The 16,975-nt window shown below is 39.9% G+C and carries 12 protein-coding genes; 7 read left to right on the top strand and 5 right to left on the bottom strand.

The genetic code is table 11. The features are described 5' to 3' along the window. The first annotated feature begins 25 nt into the window (after positions 1-25). Positions 26-4,057, top strand: a complete 4,032-nt coding sequence (locus DW931_RS15520) for a YodL domain-containing protein (protein WP_002594214.1) — start codon at positions 26-28, stop codon at positions 4,055-4,057. Positions 4,058-4,061: 4 nt separating this feature from the next. Beyond that, on the top strand, positions 4,062-4,265 hold the full coding sequence (locus tag DW931_RS15515) for a transposon-transfer assisting family protein (protein WP_038292535.1): 204 nt from the start codon (positions 4,062-4,064) through the stop codon (positions 4,263-4,265). Positions 4,266-4,424: 159 nt separating this feature from the next. Here DW931_RS15515 and DW931_RS15510 read toward each other — a convergent pair whose 3' ends face one another. The 3 genes from DW931_RS15510 to DW931_RS15500 form a co-directional block, all read right to left on the bottom strand. Further along, positions 4,425-5,414: an Abi family protein gene (locus tag DW931_RS15510; protein ID WP_002594212.1), complete on the bottom strand. Its 990-nt coding sequence runs from the start codon at positions 5,412-5,414 to the stop codon at positions 4,425-4,427. Positions 5,415-5,476: 62 nt separating this feature from the next. Next, entirely contained in the window at positions 5,477-6,847 is a 1,371-nt protein-coding gene (locus DW931_RS15505) for a relaxase/mobilization nuclease domain-containing protein (protein ID WP_118300873.1), read from the bottom strand. Next, positions 6,796-7,137, bottom strand: a complete 342-nt coding sequence (locus DW931_RS15500; RefSeq protein ID WP_002593565.1) for a MobC family plasmid mobilization relaxosome protein — start codon at positions 7,135-7,137, stop codon at positions 6,796-6,798. Before DW931_RS15500 ends, DW931_RS15505 begins: the two co-directional genes overlap by 52 nt. A gap of 938 nt (positions 7,138-8,075) precedes the next feature. Here DW931_RS15500 and DW931_RS15495 point away from each other — a divergent pair. The 5 genes from DW931_RS15495 to DW931_RS15475 all read left to right on the top strand — a co-directional run bounded on the left by DW931_RS15495 (position 8,076) and on the right by DW931_RS15475 (position 14,357). Continuing rightward, entirely contained in the window at positions 8,076-10,118 is a 2,043-nt protein-coding gene (locus tag DW931_RS15495) for a penicillin-binding transpeptidase domain-containing protein (RefSeq protein ID WP_347474646.1), read from the top strand. Then, positions 10,066-11,307: a DUF6070 family protein gene (locus DW931_RS15490; protein ID WP_002593567.1), complete on the top strand. Its 1,242-nt coding sequence runs from the start codon at positions 10,066-10,068 to the stop codon at positions 11,305-11,307. Before DW931_RS15495 ends, DW931_RS15490 begins: the two co-directional genes overlap by 53 nt. After that, entirely contained in the window at positions 11,307-12,575 is a 1,269-nt protein-coding gene (locus DW931_RS15485) for a DUF6070 family protein (RefSeq protein ID WP_002593568.1), read from the top strand. Before DW931_RS15490 ends, DW931_RS15485 begins: the two co-directional genes overlap by 1 nt. 37 nt (positions 12,576-12,612) lie before the next feature. Beyond that, positions 12,613-13,845 carry a DUF6070 family protein gene (locus DW931_RS15480; RefSeq protein WP_347559453.1) on the top strand — a complete coding sequence of 411 codons (1,233 nt, stop codon included), beginning with the start codon at positions 12,613-12,615 and terminating at the stop codon, positions 13,843-13,845. Between the two features lie 71 nt (positions 13,846-13,916). Then, positions 13,917-14,357: a hypothetical protein gene (locus DW931_RS15475; protein ID WP_002593570.1), complete on the top strand. Its 441-nt coding sequence runs from the start codon at positions 13,917-13,919 to the stop codon at positions 14,355-14,357. A 261-nt stretch (positions 14,358-14,618) separates the two neighbouring features. On the opposite strand, the gene DW931_RS15470 is transcribed toward DW931_RS15475, so the two are convergent. Then, positions 14,619-15,596, bottom strand: coding sequence for a penicillin-binding transpeptidase domain-containing protein (locus DW931_RS15470; RefSeq protein WP_002593573.1), 978 nt, complete (start codon positions 15,594-15,596; stop codon positions 14,619-14,621). Positions 15,597-15,630: 34 nt separating this feature from the next. Further along, a complete protein-coding gene (locus DW931_RS15465) occupies positions 15,631-16,167 on the bottom strand; it encodes a DUF4097 family beta strand repeat-containing protein (protein WP_279217561.1) in 537 nt (178 codons plus the stop codon). Positions 16,168-16,975: the final 808 nt, after the last annotated feature.

The raw sequence follows: 16,975 nt of genomic DNA, 5'->3' as shown, positions 1-16,975 counted from the left end.
TTATCGTACAAAATGGAGGTCATTTATGGCAGAAAATAATACAGAAAAACAGCGTGTGCAGGAGCTTACGGATAAACTGGAGCAGGGATTGCAGGATTTATTCAACAGTGACAGTTACTGCAATTATCTTAGAACGATGTCAAAATTTCATAATTACAGTTTTAACAACACGCTCTTAATTGCGATGCAAAAGCCTGACGCTACGTTAGTGGCCGGATACAAGGCTTGGCAGAAGAATTTTGAGCGTCATGTAAATAAAGGGGAAAAGGCAATCCGTATCCTTGCACCTGCACCCTATAAAATCAAAGAGGAACGGGATAAGATTGATCCGGTTACACAAGAGTTGTTGCTTGATAAGGACGGAAATCCGCAGAAAGAGGAAGTCGAGATAACAATTCCGGCATTCCGGGCAGTATCCGTTTTTGATGTGGCACAGACAGACGGAAAGCCGATACCGGAACTTGCGGCAAAGGAGCTTCTTTCAGATGTGGAAGGGTATCAGGATATGATTCGTGCAGTAGAAGCCATTTCACCAGTACCGATTGAACTGGAGGAGATAGCCGGAGATTCCAAAGGCTATTATGATAGGGAAGCAAAGCGGATTGCGGTACAGGAAAACATGAGCGAGAGCCAGACCTTAAAGACAATGATCCATGAGGTGGTTCACTCCAAGCTGCATAGCAAGGAAGTGGAGCAGGATGAGCAGATGAAAAAAGACCGCAATACCAAAGAAGTGGAAGCTGAGAGCATAGCTTATACAGTATGTCAGCATTTTGGTATAGATACCTCTGATTATTCTTTTGGGTATATTGCAGGTTGGAGCAGCGGAAGAGATACCAAAGAACTTAGATCTTCCATGGATACGATACGCAGGACAGCTTCGGAGTTGATTACCGGGATAGAGGAACAATTACAGGAATTACAAAGGAACAGGGAAGTATCACAGGAACAGACAAAGGAAAGTATTCTCCTCATACAGAATACTGACCTTTCAGAGTTCAGTCTGCTTGATGTATATGGCATGGACAGACCAGAACTGATGCAGGCATTGTCAGAAATGACAGACGATGACAAGTTGAGCATACAGGCATATTTGGAAAGCAGGGGTGCATGGACAACGGAAATCGGCAATCAGGATTCCAGAGAGTACGGAGAGTATCATCTGGATGTGCGTTATAACACGGATACAGATGAGCTGATTGATATGAAGGAGAGAAAGGCGGTCTATGATAAGGCAATGGAGCCGATCAATGCCGATGATGTGGTTGTTAAGTTCGCTTCCATTTTTGAAAGCGAATGGGAGGTTTTGAAAATCACAAATATGTTAAGGGATGATGTCGGAAAAATGCTTAAAGATATGGCTTCTCTTGATGAAAAAGAATGGGATGGCAATTACCTTTCATATATGGAAAAACAGGGAGCGGAAATCACATTACTTGCGTCCAGTAGTAAGGAATTAAATGGAAATATGACGGACTTTTGGGATTATGAATACGATTTTGATGCAGGTCTGACGGATGCGGAGGAATTGTCTGTCATGCAACAGGCAGAGCATATCATTAACCGGTTGGAGCATGGACAGCCTGCCTTTTCCGATGATGAAAGAAATCTGATTGTGAATTATGCGTATAAGCTGGGGGATATGGAGAAAACAAGGGAGCTTGCAGAACATATCTATGCACAGGAAGTGGATGGAAATCAGGATGTTGCATTAGCAATGATAGATGCACAAGCAGAAATCGACGCACTTCCGGATAGCATGGTCGGAATATCTGAAATGCAGGAGTATGGCTATACATGGATTGAAATGCTTCCACTAACACAGGAAAGGGCATTGGAACTATTTGACCATGACTTGCCTGTGTATCTTTTGCATACGGATGGTTCCGAGAGTACTGTAGCTGATAGAAAACAGATTTTAGAGCATGATGGAATGTGCGGAATAGAAAAAGGGGACTGGCAGAATGAACGGAAACTTCTCATGATGCAGGAAGAACTTACAGAGAGTAATTCCAACAGGGAAGCACTACTTTTATATGGAAATACCGATAAATACGGTATTTACCAGTTAAAGGATAATCCCGAACTGGACAAGTTCCGCTTTGAGGGAACGGAAAGCCTGAAGCGTATGGGAATAACCAAAGACAATTTTGATGCGGTATTGCCGGAAAATTATAAACTGGTGTATTTGGGCGAATTGTCAGAATTGCAGGGACGGACGCAATCGGAAACACTGGAAGCAATCTATAAAAAGCTTAATATTGACCATCCGGCAGACTACAAGGCACATTCACTGTCGGTCAGCGATATTGTGGTATTACATGAGAACGGGGAAAACAGCGCACACTTTGTAGATTCTTTTGGATTTACAGAACTGCCGAAGTTCATGCTGACACTGGAGGGCAAGGAAAATGAGATAGAGACGGAGCTTGCGGTTCATATCGCAGACCGTTATATCCTGATGCATGAATGTGATGAGGGATACGATTACTCCATTCTGAATGAGCAGTATCATTTACTGGATGGCGGTGTCTACGATAACCCGGATATTACGATTCAGCGTGCAATGGATATGGTGATTGCGGATTTGAAAGAACCGAGGTTTTCAGCGGTCACAGAGCAGTATTATCGTGATGAATTTTTGCAGGGCGAGGTGTATGCAGGTTCCGAAGCAGAGATTGTTGATTTTGAGGAACTTTCGGAGAAAGCCGAGGAAGTGGAACAGACAGATTTGGAAGCAAAGCAGGCAGAATTCAGAGAGAACAATCCGGATGTGGTTGCAGATTTCCGGGCAAAGACAGAAGAATTGTTTCATAGTCTGGACGGACAGAGTGCGGACGATATAGAAAAAACAGTGTATGCTTATGTGCAGTCGCAGATTGATGAATACGGTCTGGATGCGAAAATCGTGGATGTAGTGGTAGTCGGGAGCCGATGCAGAGGTATTGAGCAGGAAAATTCGGATTTGGATGTGGTTGTGGAATACACAGGCTCCACCAGAGAAGATGACCTTTTTAATATGCTCCATGAGGACAGCATTTATATTGCAGGCATACAGGTAGATATTAACCCGATTACAGAGAGCAGAACCGGAACATTGGAGACTTATCTGCCAGAAGTGGAAACCTATCTGCAGGAGAAGGCACAGCAGGAACAGGTCAATACACAGCTTGTAACACAAGGGCGGGAACAGGAACCGACAGAGCAGACGGAACTGGCAAATGAACCTGTTATTGAGCCGGAGACCGTCCATGTGACATTTACAGTGGCAGAATGTGGCGAATTTCACAATATTGGAGAATATCATGAGGGGATAGAAACGATTGAGGAAGCCATTCAGATTTATCAAGCCATTGATCCGTCCCGGATGAACGGTATCCATTCGCTTGGTGTGAATATGCACATCGAGGGAACAGAAGAATGGGAAGATGAGCAGGCGGACATTTTGAGTGGAAAATGTATTGATGTTGATTTCCTGAATTACACACCGGAGCTTCGGGACACTCCGAAAGTGCAGGATGCACTAAAGAAATTGATTGCAGCCTTTCCGGAGAAAGAGGTCAATGACCGGGAAACAAAAGAGCAGAAAATACAGGCACTTGCGGCAGAACTTGATCAGCTATCTTATGAGATTGATACATATGGATATAGAGATTCGGTATCAGACAGAGAATCACAGATACAAATGATTGCTGATGATATAAGAACTGGAAATGTGAAACCTCTAAGTATTTTCTTACAGGCATCTATTGACGAGGGGATAGACGAGGACAGTGAGAGACAGGCAAAGGAACTGCTTGTGAAATTGGCAGAGTACAAGCCGCTTGCTAAGATTGAGGAACTGGAGGAGCAGAATTATAACATGATTGATGAGAGGCTCAACAATGGAGTGGAAAAATTCAATCGTGAAGAAGAAAAGAAAGAACAGCAGGAAAAGCCGGAAGCACGTTCTTCCTTAAAGGAGAGATTGGCAGCCAAGCAGAAGGAAGCGGCACAGGGAAACAATAAGGATACGAAGGAACTGGAAAAATCAAAAAATTCACATAGGGAGATGTAGGATGATGAATAAATTCACAGTAGAAGAAATCAATTTCATGTGTGTTTTTGAGACACAGAACAGAATGAAGATGATGGAAGAAATCAGACGGGTAATGCCGCACATAAAGGACAGCGATATGGAAGATATTGCCGGGCAGGTATTAGAAAAATTAGAAGGCATGAATGATAAAGAATTTGCAGAATTAGTGTTAGAAGCGGCAGAATAAAAAGATGGTAGTCATTAGGAAATATCCTTTTGGCTACCATCTTTTTTGTTGAAAATTAAAGAGGAGCCGGATTACTCCGACTCCTCCAAGTATGTGTCCGCAAACACATACCCCAATTGCTATCTATAATATACTATATACAAGTGAAATATGCAAGCATTATATGGCATTTTTCAAGATGCCCAGCCGAGAAAACAAATCGGGATGAATGGTAATAGCTGAAACATTCGGGTTTACGGATGCTTCGTATTCTCGTGTGATCTTTTCAAATTCTCGAATAAATGATTTAATCTCAGTTTTAGAAACTTTCAGTAATTTCAAGTAATAACAAATGAGAATAATATAGTCACCAATAGTTTTGAAATTTATGTAAGGCATTCCCATTTCTAAAATCAGACACTGTTTCATTGGTCTGGATGGATCCATTTTTTTGAAACGGGTATCGTATACTACATCATTATGGGCAATAGCATTTCTCAGATCCTTTAAGGCATATACATATTTATAAAGCAATTCCCGATAGGTATCACTGGATAGATTTATGCCGATTGAACGGGATACTTTTTCACGCATATCAATAGTCAGACAGGAAAGTAGATAACCAAAATCGCCCATAGTAAGAATTTCGAAAATTGCCCAAATTGGAACCTCATTATAGTTGACATTATTATAAAAATGGGTGATTTTAGGGTTTTCTTTGCGGTATGCAGCGGCTATGGCATTTTGTATGGAACCTTGGAGATTCAGTTTGTTATTTTGGTATTTCTTTTTTATATCTTCGCGAGTTCCAGCCGGAGCATTTTTGTAACTGCTGATTGCTTTATCATACATATCATAGACACTGCTTGAATCTATTTCTGTCATAATTGTGTTTAATGCAATATTTTTAAGGGCAGTTTCAATAAACATCATTTTTCCATATAAAAGAGACTTTAGTTTTGTGTCATATTGTATGGTTGCGTTGATCTCATTGTATGAGGTAAATGGAAGGCGGTTTGAGGATGATACAAAAAAGCGGTATCCCTTATAACCATGAAAATATCCTGTATTGATCAGTTGCTGCTTTTGAGAAGTCCCTGAGATGGAAATTCCGTTATTTCTAAGATGCCGCATTAAGGCATCAGTTGATTTATAGTCTGTTTTCGCCATAGTATCTCCTAAGTGTTTGTGGTAATAAATTAAGTATAATACATGGTGTCATTATTAACAAGCTACAAGATAGGATTATTCTTTTTCTTAAATTGTTCCTGCACCGGATCGGTTTGTGCCCGTCCGAGATACCGGTCAAGATTTTCCTGTTTCCGCTTCAAATCCCGCACCTCTTTTTCACAGCTCTTGTAAGTAGCGGTCAGTTCTTTTTTCTGCGTTTCCAATGCCTGATATTCGGCTCGCAGCTTATCCACATTCAATCCTTTTAGCTTGATGCCTGCCTGTTCAAGCACCCGTCTTGCACCGCCATATAGGATGATCTGGCTCTCGTATCTGCGAAAATAAGCGTCCGGGTTCTTGGCTTTCTTGTAGGCGATATGATAGGAGCGGTTGTCTTTGTACTGCTCGGCATATTTGATGATTTCAGCAAGGTCTTTCATGCGATGTTCCAGTTCCACAACGCTCTGTTTGGCGGACTTGCCCGCTTCGGTTTTTACAGTAATCTTATGCTCCAAATCGGAGAGAGAACCAGCTTCATTATAGCTTTGTGCGGCGATTTTCAGATTCTCGATTGCCGCCCACTGTTGCAGTCCGGGACTGTTCTGGAATTTCTCGTCCGAGGTGTCAATGAGCCTGCGGGTGGAGTAATCCTTTTTCGGGATAACTGCCTTTCGTTCCCGCTTCTTTTCAATGCGTTCCCGGATACGTTCCTTTGTGTATTCTTTCCCTAAAGACCTAGCACTGCCACGCACAAAACGCTCCTTGTCCAGAGGTCGGAAAGAGATATATTTCGCAGCATCTTCTCCAAAAGTTTCCCCTTTGATTTCGTAACCTTTTGCCCGCATCAGAAGCAGAAATTCTTCGTAAGTGGAAGCTGATTTGATACAGAAATTGATGTCCCGCCTGAGCTGTGTTTTCCAGGTTGAACCATTCTGATCAGACTGCCATTCCTTGTATTTTTTGCCACGTTCACCACCGGGAATGATGACAGAAAGATTGTGTTCTTTGCACAGTTTATCACTCAGGTGGCGGATGCGGTGGTAAGTCTGTGTGCAGTCATGGTATTTATTGTATTCGATGTTATCAGCCGCACAGAAGATGATATGGTTGTGTATATGCCCCTTATCAATATGCGTGGTGACAACATACGAATATTTCCCCTCTAAAACCTTGTCTGCAAGCTCTTTTCCGATGCGGTGTGCTTCCTCATAACCGACCTCGCCCGGAGCAAAAGCCTGTATGAGATGATAGGCTTTGTTGGGACTGTTTTCCCTGCAATGGTCAAGCGTATATTTAAAGTCAATCGCCGCAGTTTCGGGCGCACACGCATAAGACGAAACATAGATTTGTTCATCGGTTTTGTCTGGGTTACAGATATATTCTATGGCTTTATCAACGGTTGCTTTGATAGCATGGATTTTTGTGTATGCCATACCTCATTCATCAACTCCTTTACTTCGTCTATGTCCTCCTGATAAATGTTTCCGGTGCTGTTTACCCTCTTTGCGATCTGGTTTAAACTGGAGCTGATACGTCCCAGTTCTGTATTGTAATTTCGCAGATAACTGTAATCGACATCATACACATATCCATATAAGATCAGCTTGCGCAGGAAAGCAGACATACTCTTCATGCCGGATGCTTTGAACTTGGTGTTGAGGATGTACTGCTCATCATCGCTGAGATAAAATTGCACCGGATTGGTGCGGTTTCGCTTTGCCATTTCTGCCACTTCCTTTCTTACTTTTGGGTACAAAAAAACTGCTGTAAAATGTTCGATTTTTACAACAGTTCGTTTCAGGTTTTATTCAGTTTTGGGTGTAATTACCCACAGCAGATTGTAGCAAAAGTGGCAGGAAAGGTCAAGGTATTCCACAGGAAAATCAAAGAAAAAATAAAAGAGGGTTAGGGATACTTCCCTATGGAAATTCACACGCATATACGATAGGAAAGTGTGGGGAATTTCGCCTGTGTCATGACACAGGCAGTGCTTGCTAAGGTTGTTTTTTACCACTCCCAAAGGGTGTGGCGGATAGTAAATGTGGATAGTAAAGTAATAATATCAATATGACGATATAGAAAATGCGGGGAAGCATTGTATTTCAAAGAGTTTGAGATGTGTGTTTTCCGATCTTTTGAAAGAAATATTTGAATATTGAAACAGTGGGGTGGTGCAAGACTCTGCTGAATAATAGGCTTTTGCTAAAAGGTATCACTTTTGCGAAAATGTGTGATACCTTCTGGCAGGAGCCTTTTTATATAAAGATAACTTGACTTATAAATCTTACTGATGTAATATTTACACAAGTGCAGTGGGTTTCAAAAATATTTTTTTGATGTGAAATCTTACACATGTAATAAATAAAAAGGAAGGATGAAGAGTAGAACAGAACAAAAGGAAAATTTTTTTGTTCCAAAATCTTACGAATGTAATATTTTGAAAGCGAGTAATGAACATTGAAAATAGAATATGACCATTTCGACTATCGTCTCAATGGTCATACTCGTTAAATGGCATTTCATGCAAGCATGAATGCCGCTTGACTCGTTATTTGCCATATCAGCAAAGCAAAATGAATGGAGGTCAATATGAAGAAAGGAAAAAGCAGACATAAAAGAAAGAAAAGCAGGCTCCTATGGATTGCGATTGCTGTTATAGGAATGGCTGCGATTACTGTTGCGGTATGTGTGGCAGAAATGTTCAAAAAGGAGGATGTGTGGAAAACACCAGAAGAACTTCTGGTTGAATACATGAATCACATCCCGGCACAGGAGTATGAGCAAATGTATAAGATGCTCCATATTGAGGCATCTGGCAATGTCAGTCAGGAGGATTTCATAAAACGCAATTCAGCTATTTACGAAGGTATTGAAATCCAGAATATGGCGGTCGAGATTATCGCATATGACGAAGAGCAACTGACCGTAACTTATCAGACATCTTTTGATACGGTTGCAGGAGAAATCAGCTTTGAGAATGAAGCATTTTTTCTGGAGGGCGAAGACGGGTATAAGTTGGTTTGGGATAATTCACTGATCTTTCCGAATTTAGCTTCTACTGATAAGGTAAGAGTTTTAACGACACAGGCAAACCGGGGAGAAATTCTAGATAGGAATGGACGAGTGCTTGCTGGAAAAGGAACTGCATCTTCGGTTGGAATCGTTCCGGGAAAATTGGAGAACAGGGAGGAAGCAATCGCCAAGATTGCAGAATTACTGGAAACCACGCCGGAAGTGATAGAGAAGAAATTGTCAGCACAGTGGGTAAAAGATGATTCTTTTGTTCCAATAAAAACGATTCCGAGAGTGGAAGAAATCGAACTGCTAAAAGTAGAACCGGACGAAGATGTATTGAAGGAGAAAGAAAGGCACGAAAGTTTGCTGGCAATTCCCGGAGTAATGATATCTGACGTTGAAGTTCGTGAGTATCCTTTAGGTGAAGCGGCTGCACATTTGGTAGGGTATGTACAAAGCGTTACTGCAGAGGATTTAGAAGAACATGCAGGAGAGGGATATACAGCTAACAGTGTGATTGGCAGAAGCGGAATGGAAGGTCTGTTTGAAAAGGAACTGAAAGGGCAAAACGGCTGCAGGATATACATTGTGAATTCGGAAGGCAAAGAGAAAGAAGAACTTGCTTGTATTTTAGTGCAGCACGGTCAGGACATTAAGCTGACGATAGATGCCAGTTTGCAGATTGCCTTATATGAGCAGTTTCAGGAAGACAAGAGCTGCTCTGTAGCCATGAATCCATATACCGGAGAAGTACTGGCTTTGGTCAGTACACCATCTTATGACAATAATGATTTTATCATGGGATTGTCCAGTGAGCAGTGGACAGCATTGAATGATGACGAGGATAAGCCTATGTATAATCGGTTCCGGCAAGTCTGGTGTCCCGGTTCGACATTCAAGCCAGTTACGGCTGCGGTCGGTTTGGAATCAGGAGCAATTGATCCAAATGAAGATTATGGTAATGTAGGATTAAGCTGGCAAAAAGATGCATCGTGGGGGTCTTATTATGTAACTACCCTTCATGCATATGAACCAGTTATTTTAGAGAACGCTTTGATTTATTCCGATAATATTTATTTTGCAAAGGCAGCATTAAAAATTGGTTATGAGGAAATGGAAAGTTCCCTGACACAGCTTGGCTTTAATGCGGAGCTGCCATTTGAGATTAAAATGGCAAAGTCGCAGTATTCCAATTCAGAAAGTATTGAAACAGAAATACAGTTGGCAGACAGCGGTTACGGTCAGGGACAGGTTTTAGTGAATCCATTACATTTGGCATGTATCTATTCTGCTTTCTGTAATGAGGGGAACATCATAAAACCTTATCTGGTCTATCAGAACGAGGTATCTGCAGAGTATTGGATATCAGGAGCGTTTTCCAGTGAAACCGCAAGTCGGGTATTGGAGGGAACGAAAAAGGTTGTAAACGATTCTCATGGAACAGGGTACGCAGCCCATCGGGATGACATAGTTCTGGCAGGGAAAACGGGTACAGCAGAAATCAAGGCATCAAAAGATGATACTTCCGGTACTGAATTAGGTTGGTTTGCGGTTTTTACAGCAGAAGAAACGGTGGAACGTCCTATATTGATTATCAGTATGGTGGAAGATGTAAAAGGAAGAGGAGGCAGCGGATATGTTGTTAAAAAAGACAGCTTGGTTTTGGAAGAGTGGTTTAGCCGCAATTAGTTTCATGTTGATAGTAAGTGTTTCGGGGTGTAGTGATACACCCCAAGAGGAAACAGCGGTTGTTGAAACGATAAGTGAGGTGCAGTTACCGGGACAAAAGGATGAAGAAGAAACCGAAAAGATGATTGAATGTTGTTTGGAACTTTATGAAAAGGCAGCAGAGGAAAATAAAATAGCTGATCTGGAAATGATTCGCAGCATTGTAAATCGGTTTGGAGAAAATGGGTATCCGGCTGTTGACAGCAGAAATCAGATTGATATGACTGAGGCAGAGCAGGTAGAGTGGTTCTGTGAAATGGTGGATACGCAGGAAGAGGCTGAAATAACAATTATTGAGGTCAGTTACTTGGGCGGATTTGTAAAATACGATTTGGAAACAAAAGACGGAAATGTGGATGTGGTCAGAAGCTATTATAAGTACGAAAACGGAAACATGAAACGAGAGGTGACAGGAAGTTATCAGGCGGAGTATTGGAATTATACAGAAGATGGTTATCTTATGTTTTCAGGAGTTTGGTTTTCGGAAGAATTATATGTACTGACATTGAGCGGAGCGGAGGAGCATACCGCATTACGGGTACAGCCTTTGGATGAAACATACAGAGAGTTGAGTCGGAAGTATCTTCTTCCAATCGGCTTTGAACAGAATAATATGTTCATTGTAGATTGGAGCGAGGATGATTTTGGGGATTTGAATTTCTATGATATGTATGATCTTCTTTATCCAAAAGTAAATGGGACATACACCCCTTATGTTGCAGATGACAATTTAGGAGTTGGTGCTGTTTATCGAATTCCCAAGGATGACTTTGAAAGCGTTATCATGGCATATTTCAATATCGATAGTGAAACATTACAGTCCAAAACTATCTATTATGCAGAGGATGAAACCTATGAATATAAACCGAGAGGATTTGAGGAAGTAGAGTATCCGGAATACCCATATTCAGAGGTAGTTGGATTTACAAAAAACAGCGATGGAACACTTACGCTGACAGCCAACGTGGTGTTTCCTTATGCGGGTGATTCCAAAGTATTTGCCCACGAGGTTGTAGTTCGTCCTTTGGAGAATGGAGGCGTACAGTATGTGTCTAACCGAATTATACCGTCTGAGGATAATTACAGGGAAACATGGCATACCCCTCGTTTGACAGCCGAAGAATGGGAAGAAATATATGGAGGCGAATGATGGAAGATGTGAAATGGTTGCTTAAAAAGTGTGGACTCCCAATTTTGATATTGTTGTTTGCTGTTATAGCCGGGGTGATCTGTTGGGGAAAACTGCATACAGAGGAACGAAAAGTGGCGGAAGAAGTATGGGAGCCACCTGTAGAAATCGAAAACAGTGAAGCAACAACAGAAGCAGATGCGGAAACTTCTACAGAGTCAGCATATTGGTTCATTCCACAATCCAAAGATTGCCTTATTTCAGATGAGGAAAAGGAGCAATTACAAAGTAAGGTGTTGTCAGCAGCCGAATCAGTCAGCGAAATATATAAGGATTTCGTAATTGCAGATGCAGCAAACTATTCTTCCGGTATCAGTGAGTTTTCTGGCGAACAGAGAAAGAACGTAGTGGAAGCCTTGGGAAAAAGAGGTCTGGTAAGTGTTGAAGAAGATACTGCTATGCAAAATCATGAAGCAATCGAAGCATTCTATTCAGATTACTTGGATGGACGGGACTCGATGGTTACGGTATTCGAAGTGCATAGAGATGGGTTGATTGGAGCAGTTACTTTTATTTATCGGAAAGGTAAGCTGCAGACTTATTATATAGGAGTTCGTTGGAAGGAAGGTGGAGTACCTGAAATACAGGGAACTTCGGTAAGTAATGTAGCTGAAATCAAACTTACTGAAAAAGGGTATTTTATCTATGCATATGAATATGTGATTGCACATGCAAGTTTGAGACAGTATTGGAGAATAGAACCGCTTCCGGAAGACTGCCGGAAATTGACGGAAAAATACATATCGGGACTAAGCTATGTGAATTACAACGTGCTTGTCACAAACTGGGACAGTAATAATGTGGAGGACATACTGATGCCTTGTATGTATGAAGATATTTATCGGATTTATACAGGTGAAAATTTGAAAACGGAAGATTGGAAAATTTCGGCAGAGGAATTTGAAAAGATTATGACCACCTATTTTCCTGTATCGGTGGAACAGTTGAGAGAGCATCGTGGATATGATGAGGGCAGCAACAGTTATGAATATGAAATGATTTATGCCAGCCCATATCCGCCCTTTGGAGAGGTGGTTGATTATACAGAAAATGCGGATGGAACAATTACGCTTATCGTTGATGGAGTATGGCCGGATTATAATTCCGATCTCGCTTTTAGAAACACGGTTGTGGTCCAACCATTTGAAGATGGAACGTTCAGATATCTTTCTAATTCCATAGAGCAAATAGAATTGGAACTGCCACCGATAGCAAGAACGAAAGGATGATTTTATGGTATTAAGGAAAAAAAGTATTCTACTGATTATGGTATTTCTGATTGGGTGTTTCGTATGTGCCTGCGGAAAAGAAAAGAGTGTTGTGGGTGAAACTCTTGCGGAAGATACGGAAGAAGTATCTCCCACGGAGGAAACAAAAAGCGCTGAGGAAGAAGCTGCAGAGCAGTGGGAAAAGGGCTATGGACTTCCAGTGGATGAACAGGAGGAAAAAGAAGCTGCGAATGACTGCAAAAAAATGATGGAACTTATTTTTGACATTTATAAGGATGCAGATAAAGGGACAGCATCAAATGTGGTTCTGAATGATGAAACGGTTCTGGAAATGCAGAAAAGGTTAATGGAAACGGGATGTCCGGTTTCCACTTTGGTAACATACTCCAATATGGGAAATTATGAAAGTGTGGATTCTTATCTTGAGAATTGCACGGCTGGGGAACGTGGTTCTGTAGTAGTTTATGAGATACATAGTGATGGTGGAATTGGTAGAATAAAATACATTTATGATGGAACGGATATGTATGTTGTAAGTGCAGGAAGCGTATGGAATAAGAATGGTAAGTCGGGAATGTCCTATATATCCTACACCAGAATAAAGGAGTGGAAATATACGGATAAAGGATGGTTTTGTTATGAATTATGTGTTCCGGAACCGCCGGAGGTTACAGAGATTGTTGACGGAAGCTGTCTGGTAAGAATAAAGCCATTATCTAAGGAACAACGGGAAATGTCAGAACGATGCGTACAAGGTCTGGGGTATCAGGGAAATAATCTTTTATGCTCGAATTGGGATACCGACCATATGGAAAAACTGGACTATAATGGAATATATGAATATCTGTATGCCATGAAACATCAGAAAGCGTTTGATGCCGAGGATTATCCAAATGGAATACCAAAAGAAGAATTTGAGAGTTTGATCATGGAATATCTTCCGGTAACAGCAGAGCAAATTCAGGAATATGCGGTATTTGATGAAAAAAATCAGACTTATGTATGGGTACGACTAGGCTGCCTTAACTATGCACCAACTTTTTTTGGAACTTCGTTGCCGGAGGTTATTGATATCAAAGAAAATGAGGATGGAACAGTGACATTAACGGTGGATGCGGTGTGTGATATGGTCATTTGTGATGATGCGGTCATAACCCATGAACTTACAGTAAAGTTTGCTGATGATGGTAGCTTTCAATATTTGGGGAATGAAATCTTAAATGACGGAATTATGCATATACCAGACTACCAATACCGAATTCGTGAATAGCAACAGAAGAATGATTTGATAATAGTGGTATTCTATGGTAATCTTACGGGCGTAAGAGAAAGGAGGATGGAATGAAAAAATTAAAATTAGTTGGAATATTGGCAGCAGTTGTATTGATAGGCAGTGTGATTTCAATTCCACTTATAAATAACCATACAGCCTATAAGGTGGAAAAGGCATTATGTGAAATCCCGTTGCCAGAGGAAACAGAATTGATAGAGTCGTTGTCACAGGCTGGGAAGCTGACGGGTAACGGAAATGGAATGCAGTATTTCGGAGCAATTTTAATTCGAAGTGATTTGTCTTTGGAAGAATTGGATGCTTACTATTCAGGTTACAGAAGTAATGAATGGGAATGTTTGGTGGAAACTCAGGAAGGGCAGTCCATTGAGGTGATTGATCACGAGACACTACAATTTTCGGAAGAAATAAAGGATAGCGGTTATTACATTCTATATTCATGGGGAAGCGGAAATTCTCTATTGGAAGAACTGGATATACGTGGACATTAAAAGGAGTGTTATAACAATGAAGAAATTTTTGAAAATTATGCTATGTATTATGGGGTCGCTTCTTGCAGTAATTGTAGCATTTTGGTTTAGCATTTCGTATTTGATTTTAATTAGATTATCTACATGTGAAGTGAGGTGTTTTTGTGCGAAAGCACAGTATTATTTCTAGCAGTAGTGCAAATTTATTGCATTGCCATTGGTGTGCAATTTTGGCATAAACTCGTGTAGACACTATCTAGTTAACTATATTTCATTTTGTATTTATTGTAATGTTATTTGAACCAAATCGATTGCTATTTCTTTTGCCAATGTGCTGGATACATTCATACCATCAGTTCTTCCAAGACGCACACAAAAATACACATCTCCTGTTTTACTTTCCGCAACCCCTGTAAACCAAGCGTCAACAACAATACCATCGACTTTTCCCATTCCGGTTTTTCCATATATAGAAATGTCAGTACTATCAACCTCTGATAAAAGCATAACTTGCTTTAATGTATTCTGTGTTTCTTCTGAATAATTCGATTCTTTTCCAAAGATATGCTCCATTACTTCCACTTGTTCTTTGGGTGAAATCATTAAAGAAGATTCAATCCAAAAGCCCGTCAAAGCTCTATTACTATTATTTGTATTTAATCGTCCCTCCCAATCAGAAATATCACAATTACCATATTGGAGCTTATCTAATTCCTTCTGCATTAAATCTTCTCCAATATCATCAATGACCTGTCTGAAATACCATACACAAGAAGTACGAAAAGCTTCTTGAAAATCAATATCTTTATTCCAATCTTCATTCCAAAATATTTCACCACTCCATGTTTTAGTAGAGTTTTCCGTTTCAATAATTCCGTTTTCTAAGGCAATCAAAGAAGAAATAATTTTAAATGTCGAACATGGTGAACTTCTTGTAATTGCAAGATCACGATTATAAATTGTATATTTTTTATTGGATGCATCATATATAACTGCTGTTCCATTCAATCCATTAAAATACTCTGACCAGTCTACCTCTACTATTTCTGGTATTTTCTCTGTGCTTTCATCGGAAAATTCCATACTTTTTTCCATAGAAGTTCTGTTTACTCCATTTTCCAGTGTTTCTTGATTTTCTTTTTGGTTTTCAACCAAGCTTTTTTCCTCTACAGTATACTTACTACCACAGCCAGTTAAAATAATTGCACATATACATGCTGTAAATATCATTTTCAAATAAAATTTATTCTTTGTTATCATTATTATCTTTTCTCCTGTCTTTATATTTTTTTATTTATACCACAAACGTAACATCAACATCACCGTTATTGCAAAGTACTTTTAGTGTTTTTTTACCAATATCTTTATGTTTTGGCAAACTGCTATCACCTTTTTTGACTTCTGATTGAATGACGAAATCCTCATACCTGCTTCCAATCATGCCAGAAATATCCCCATTTTTAACGGTCAAAGTCAAGGTATTTCCTACATCTAAGCTCTCAAAAGTGATGTTTCCGTCGTTAGTCGAAATATCAATGCTTCCCGTAACAGCCAATACTGGAAGTGATATATCTTCATTTGTCGTAGATAGCGTAACAGTATCCAGAAGTGTAGTCGGCATTTGTAATACGATTTTCCGATCTTTGGTAGAGGGTTTTCCCCCGATATAATCCGTCCATTCTTTGTTGTTGGCATTTACCATAGTCAGCACATTTCCATCGGAAACAGAAATATCATAATACTCTTTGCTGTTTTCAGAATATTGGATATGCACCTGTTCGTCGTCAGATAGTGTTACTTCAATTTCTCTGTCCCTCACATCAAGATTTATTTCGTTGACCTTTGTATCCGGCGTAAAACTTTTTTTCTCAAAAGGTTCGCTTTTCCCGAGCAGCCCGCCAAAACAAAGCTACTCATTACAAAACAAAAAGCAAGTGCAAATATTTTTTTCATAGTCATTCCTCCATATTTGATAGATTAGATTTATATTTCTAATTTGTAGTAATATCCAGCTTTATCAATTTCTCCGGTTGAATAAAAAACATAAAAAACGAAAGAAAGATAAAGTTTTTTTGCATTTTAATTGGTGTTATCTATTATCACTATCACTTTTTTAACGACTTGAATTTTTAGACCTCTTAAAATGTGTTTAAAGGCTTTTTCATCAAACCTATTATGCCGAAATCTGTCGTCAAACAAGGTGGAATATTTGAATGCGACCTATAGAAAGCTAAATAAGCAAAGGAGTGTACTTCAAATCAATACTGCCTTGCTAAAGATACTATATTGCTTTACTTTCGAAGCAAGCAAAAGGTAAACTAATACCATTCGGAACTGAGCGCAGAACTATGATAAACTGAGTATTATATATGAAATAGGATTTCAGAGTAAATCAATATCTTGGTTAAAATGTTTGAAAAGCCGCCTGTTATCGATACCCGTTAGATAGATAGTATTTATAACATAAGGTTCAAATCTCTAATTTTAAGTATTCCAAATTGTTATAGAAGCATCCTTATTTATAGACTTTTCTACATATCCTTACAAAAAAGGTGAAATGCTTGAATTCAAGTATTTCACCTCAGACTGTAGACAAACTTGGTGCTGGGTGTTATGCCCAGTACCATTTTTCTTTAAAT

This window comes from Clostridium sp. AM43-3BH, from assembly GCF_003479985.1.
In the GTDB taxonomy this organism is placed as follows: Bacteria; Bacillota; Clostridia; order Lachnospirales; family Lachnospiraceae; genus Otoolea; species Otoolea fessa.
Note: the sequence above shows the minus strand (reverse complement) of the source record. Positions and strands in the feature narration are given on the sequence as shown.

What these genes read in the sequence shown, in the direction of transcription:
- DW931_RS15520 (WP_002594214.1), top strand. Translation starts at nt 26, where the DNA reads ATGGCAGAAAATAATACAGAAAAACAGCGTGTGCAGGAGCTTACGGAT.
- DW931_RS15515 (WP_038292535.1), top strand. Translation starts at nt 4,062, where the DNA reads ATGAATAAATTCACAGTAGAAGAAATCAATTTCATGTGTGTTTTTGAG.
- DW931_RS15510 (WP_002594212.1), bottom strand. Translation starts at nt 5,414, where the DNA reads ATGGCGAAAACAGACTATAAATCAACTGATGCCTTAATGCGGCATCTT.
- DW931_RS15505 (WP_118300873.1), bottom strand. Translation starts at nt 6,847, where the DNA reads ATGGCATACACAAAAATCCATGCTATCAAAGCAACCGTTGATAAAGCC.
- DW931_RS15500 (WP_002593565.1), bottom strand. Translation starts at nt 7,137, where the DNA reads ATGGCAAAGCGAAACCGCACCAATCCGGTGCAATTTTATCTCAGCGAT.
- DW931_RS15495 (WP_347474646.1), top strand. Translation starts at nt 8,076, where the DNA reads ATGGCTGCGATTACTGTTGCGGTATGTGTGGCAGAAATGTTCAAAAAG.
- DW931_RS15490 (WP_002593567.1), top strand. Translation starts at nt 10,066, where the DNA reads ATGTTGTTAAAAAAGACAGCTTGGTTTTGGAAGAGTGGTTTAGCCGCA.
- DW931_RS15485 (WP_002593568.1), top strand. Translation starts at nt 11,307, where the DNA reads ATGGAAGATGTGAAATGGTTGCTTAAAAAGTGTGGACTCCCAATTTTG.
- DW931_RS15480 (WP_347559453.1), top strand. Translation starts at nt 12,613, where the DNA reads ATGGTATTTCTGATTGGGTGTTTCGTATGTGCCTGCGGAAAAGAAAAG.
- DW931_RS15475 (WP_002593570.1), top strand. Translation starts at nt 13,917, where the DNA reads ATGAAAAAATTAAAATTAGTTGGAATATTGGCAGCAGTTGTATTGATA.
- DW931_RS15470 (WP_002593573.1), bottom strand. Translation starts at nt 15,596, where the DNA reads ATGATAACAAAGAATAAATTTTATTTGAAAATGATATTTACAGCATGT.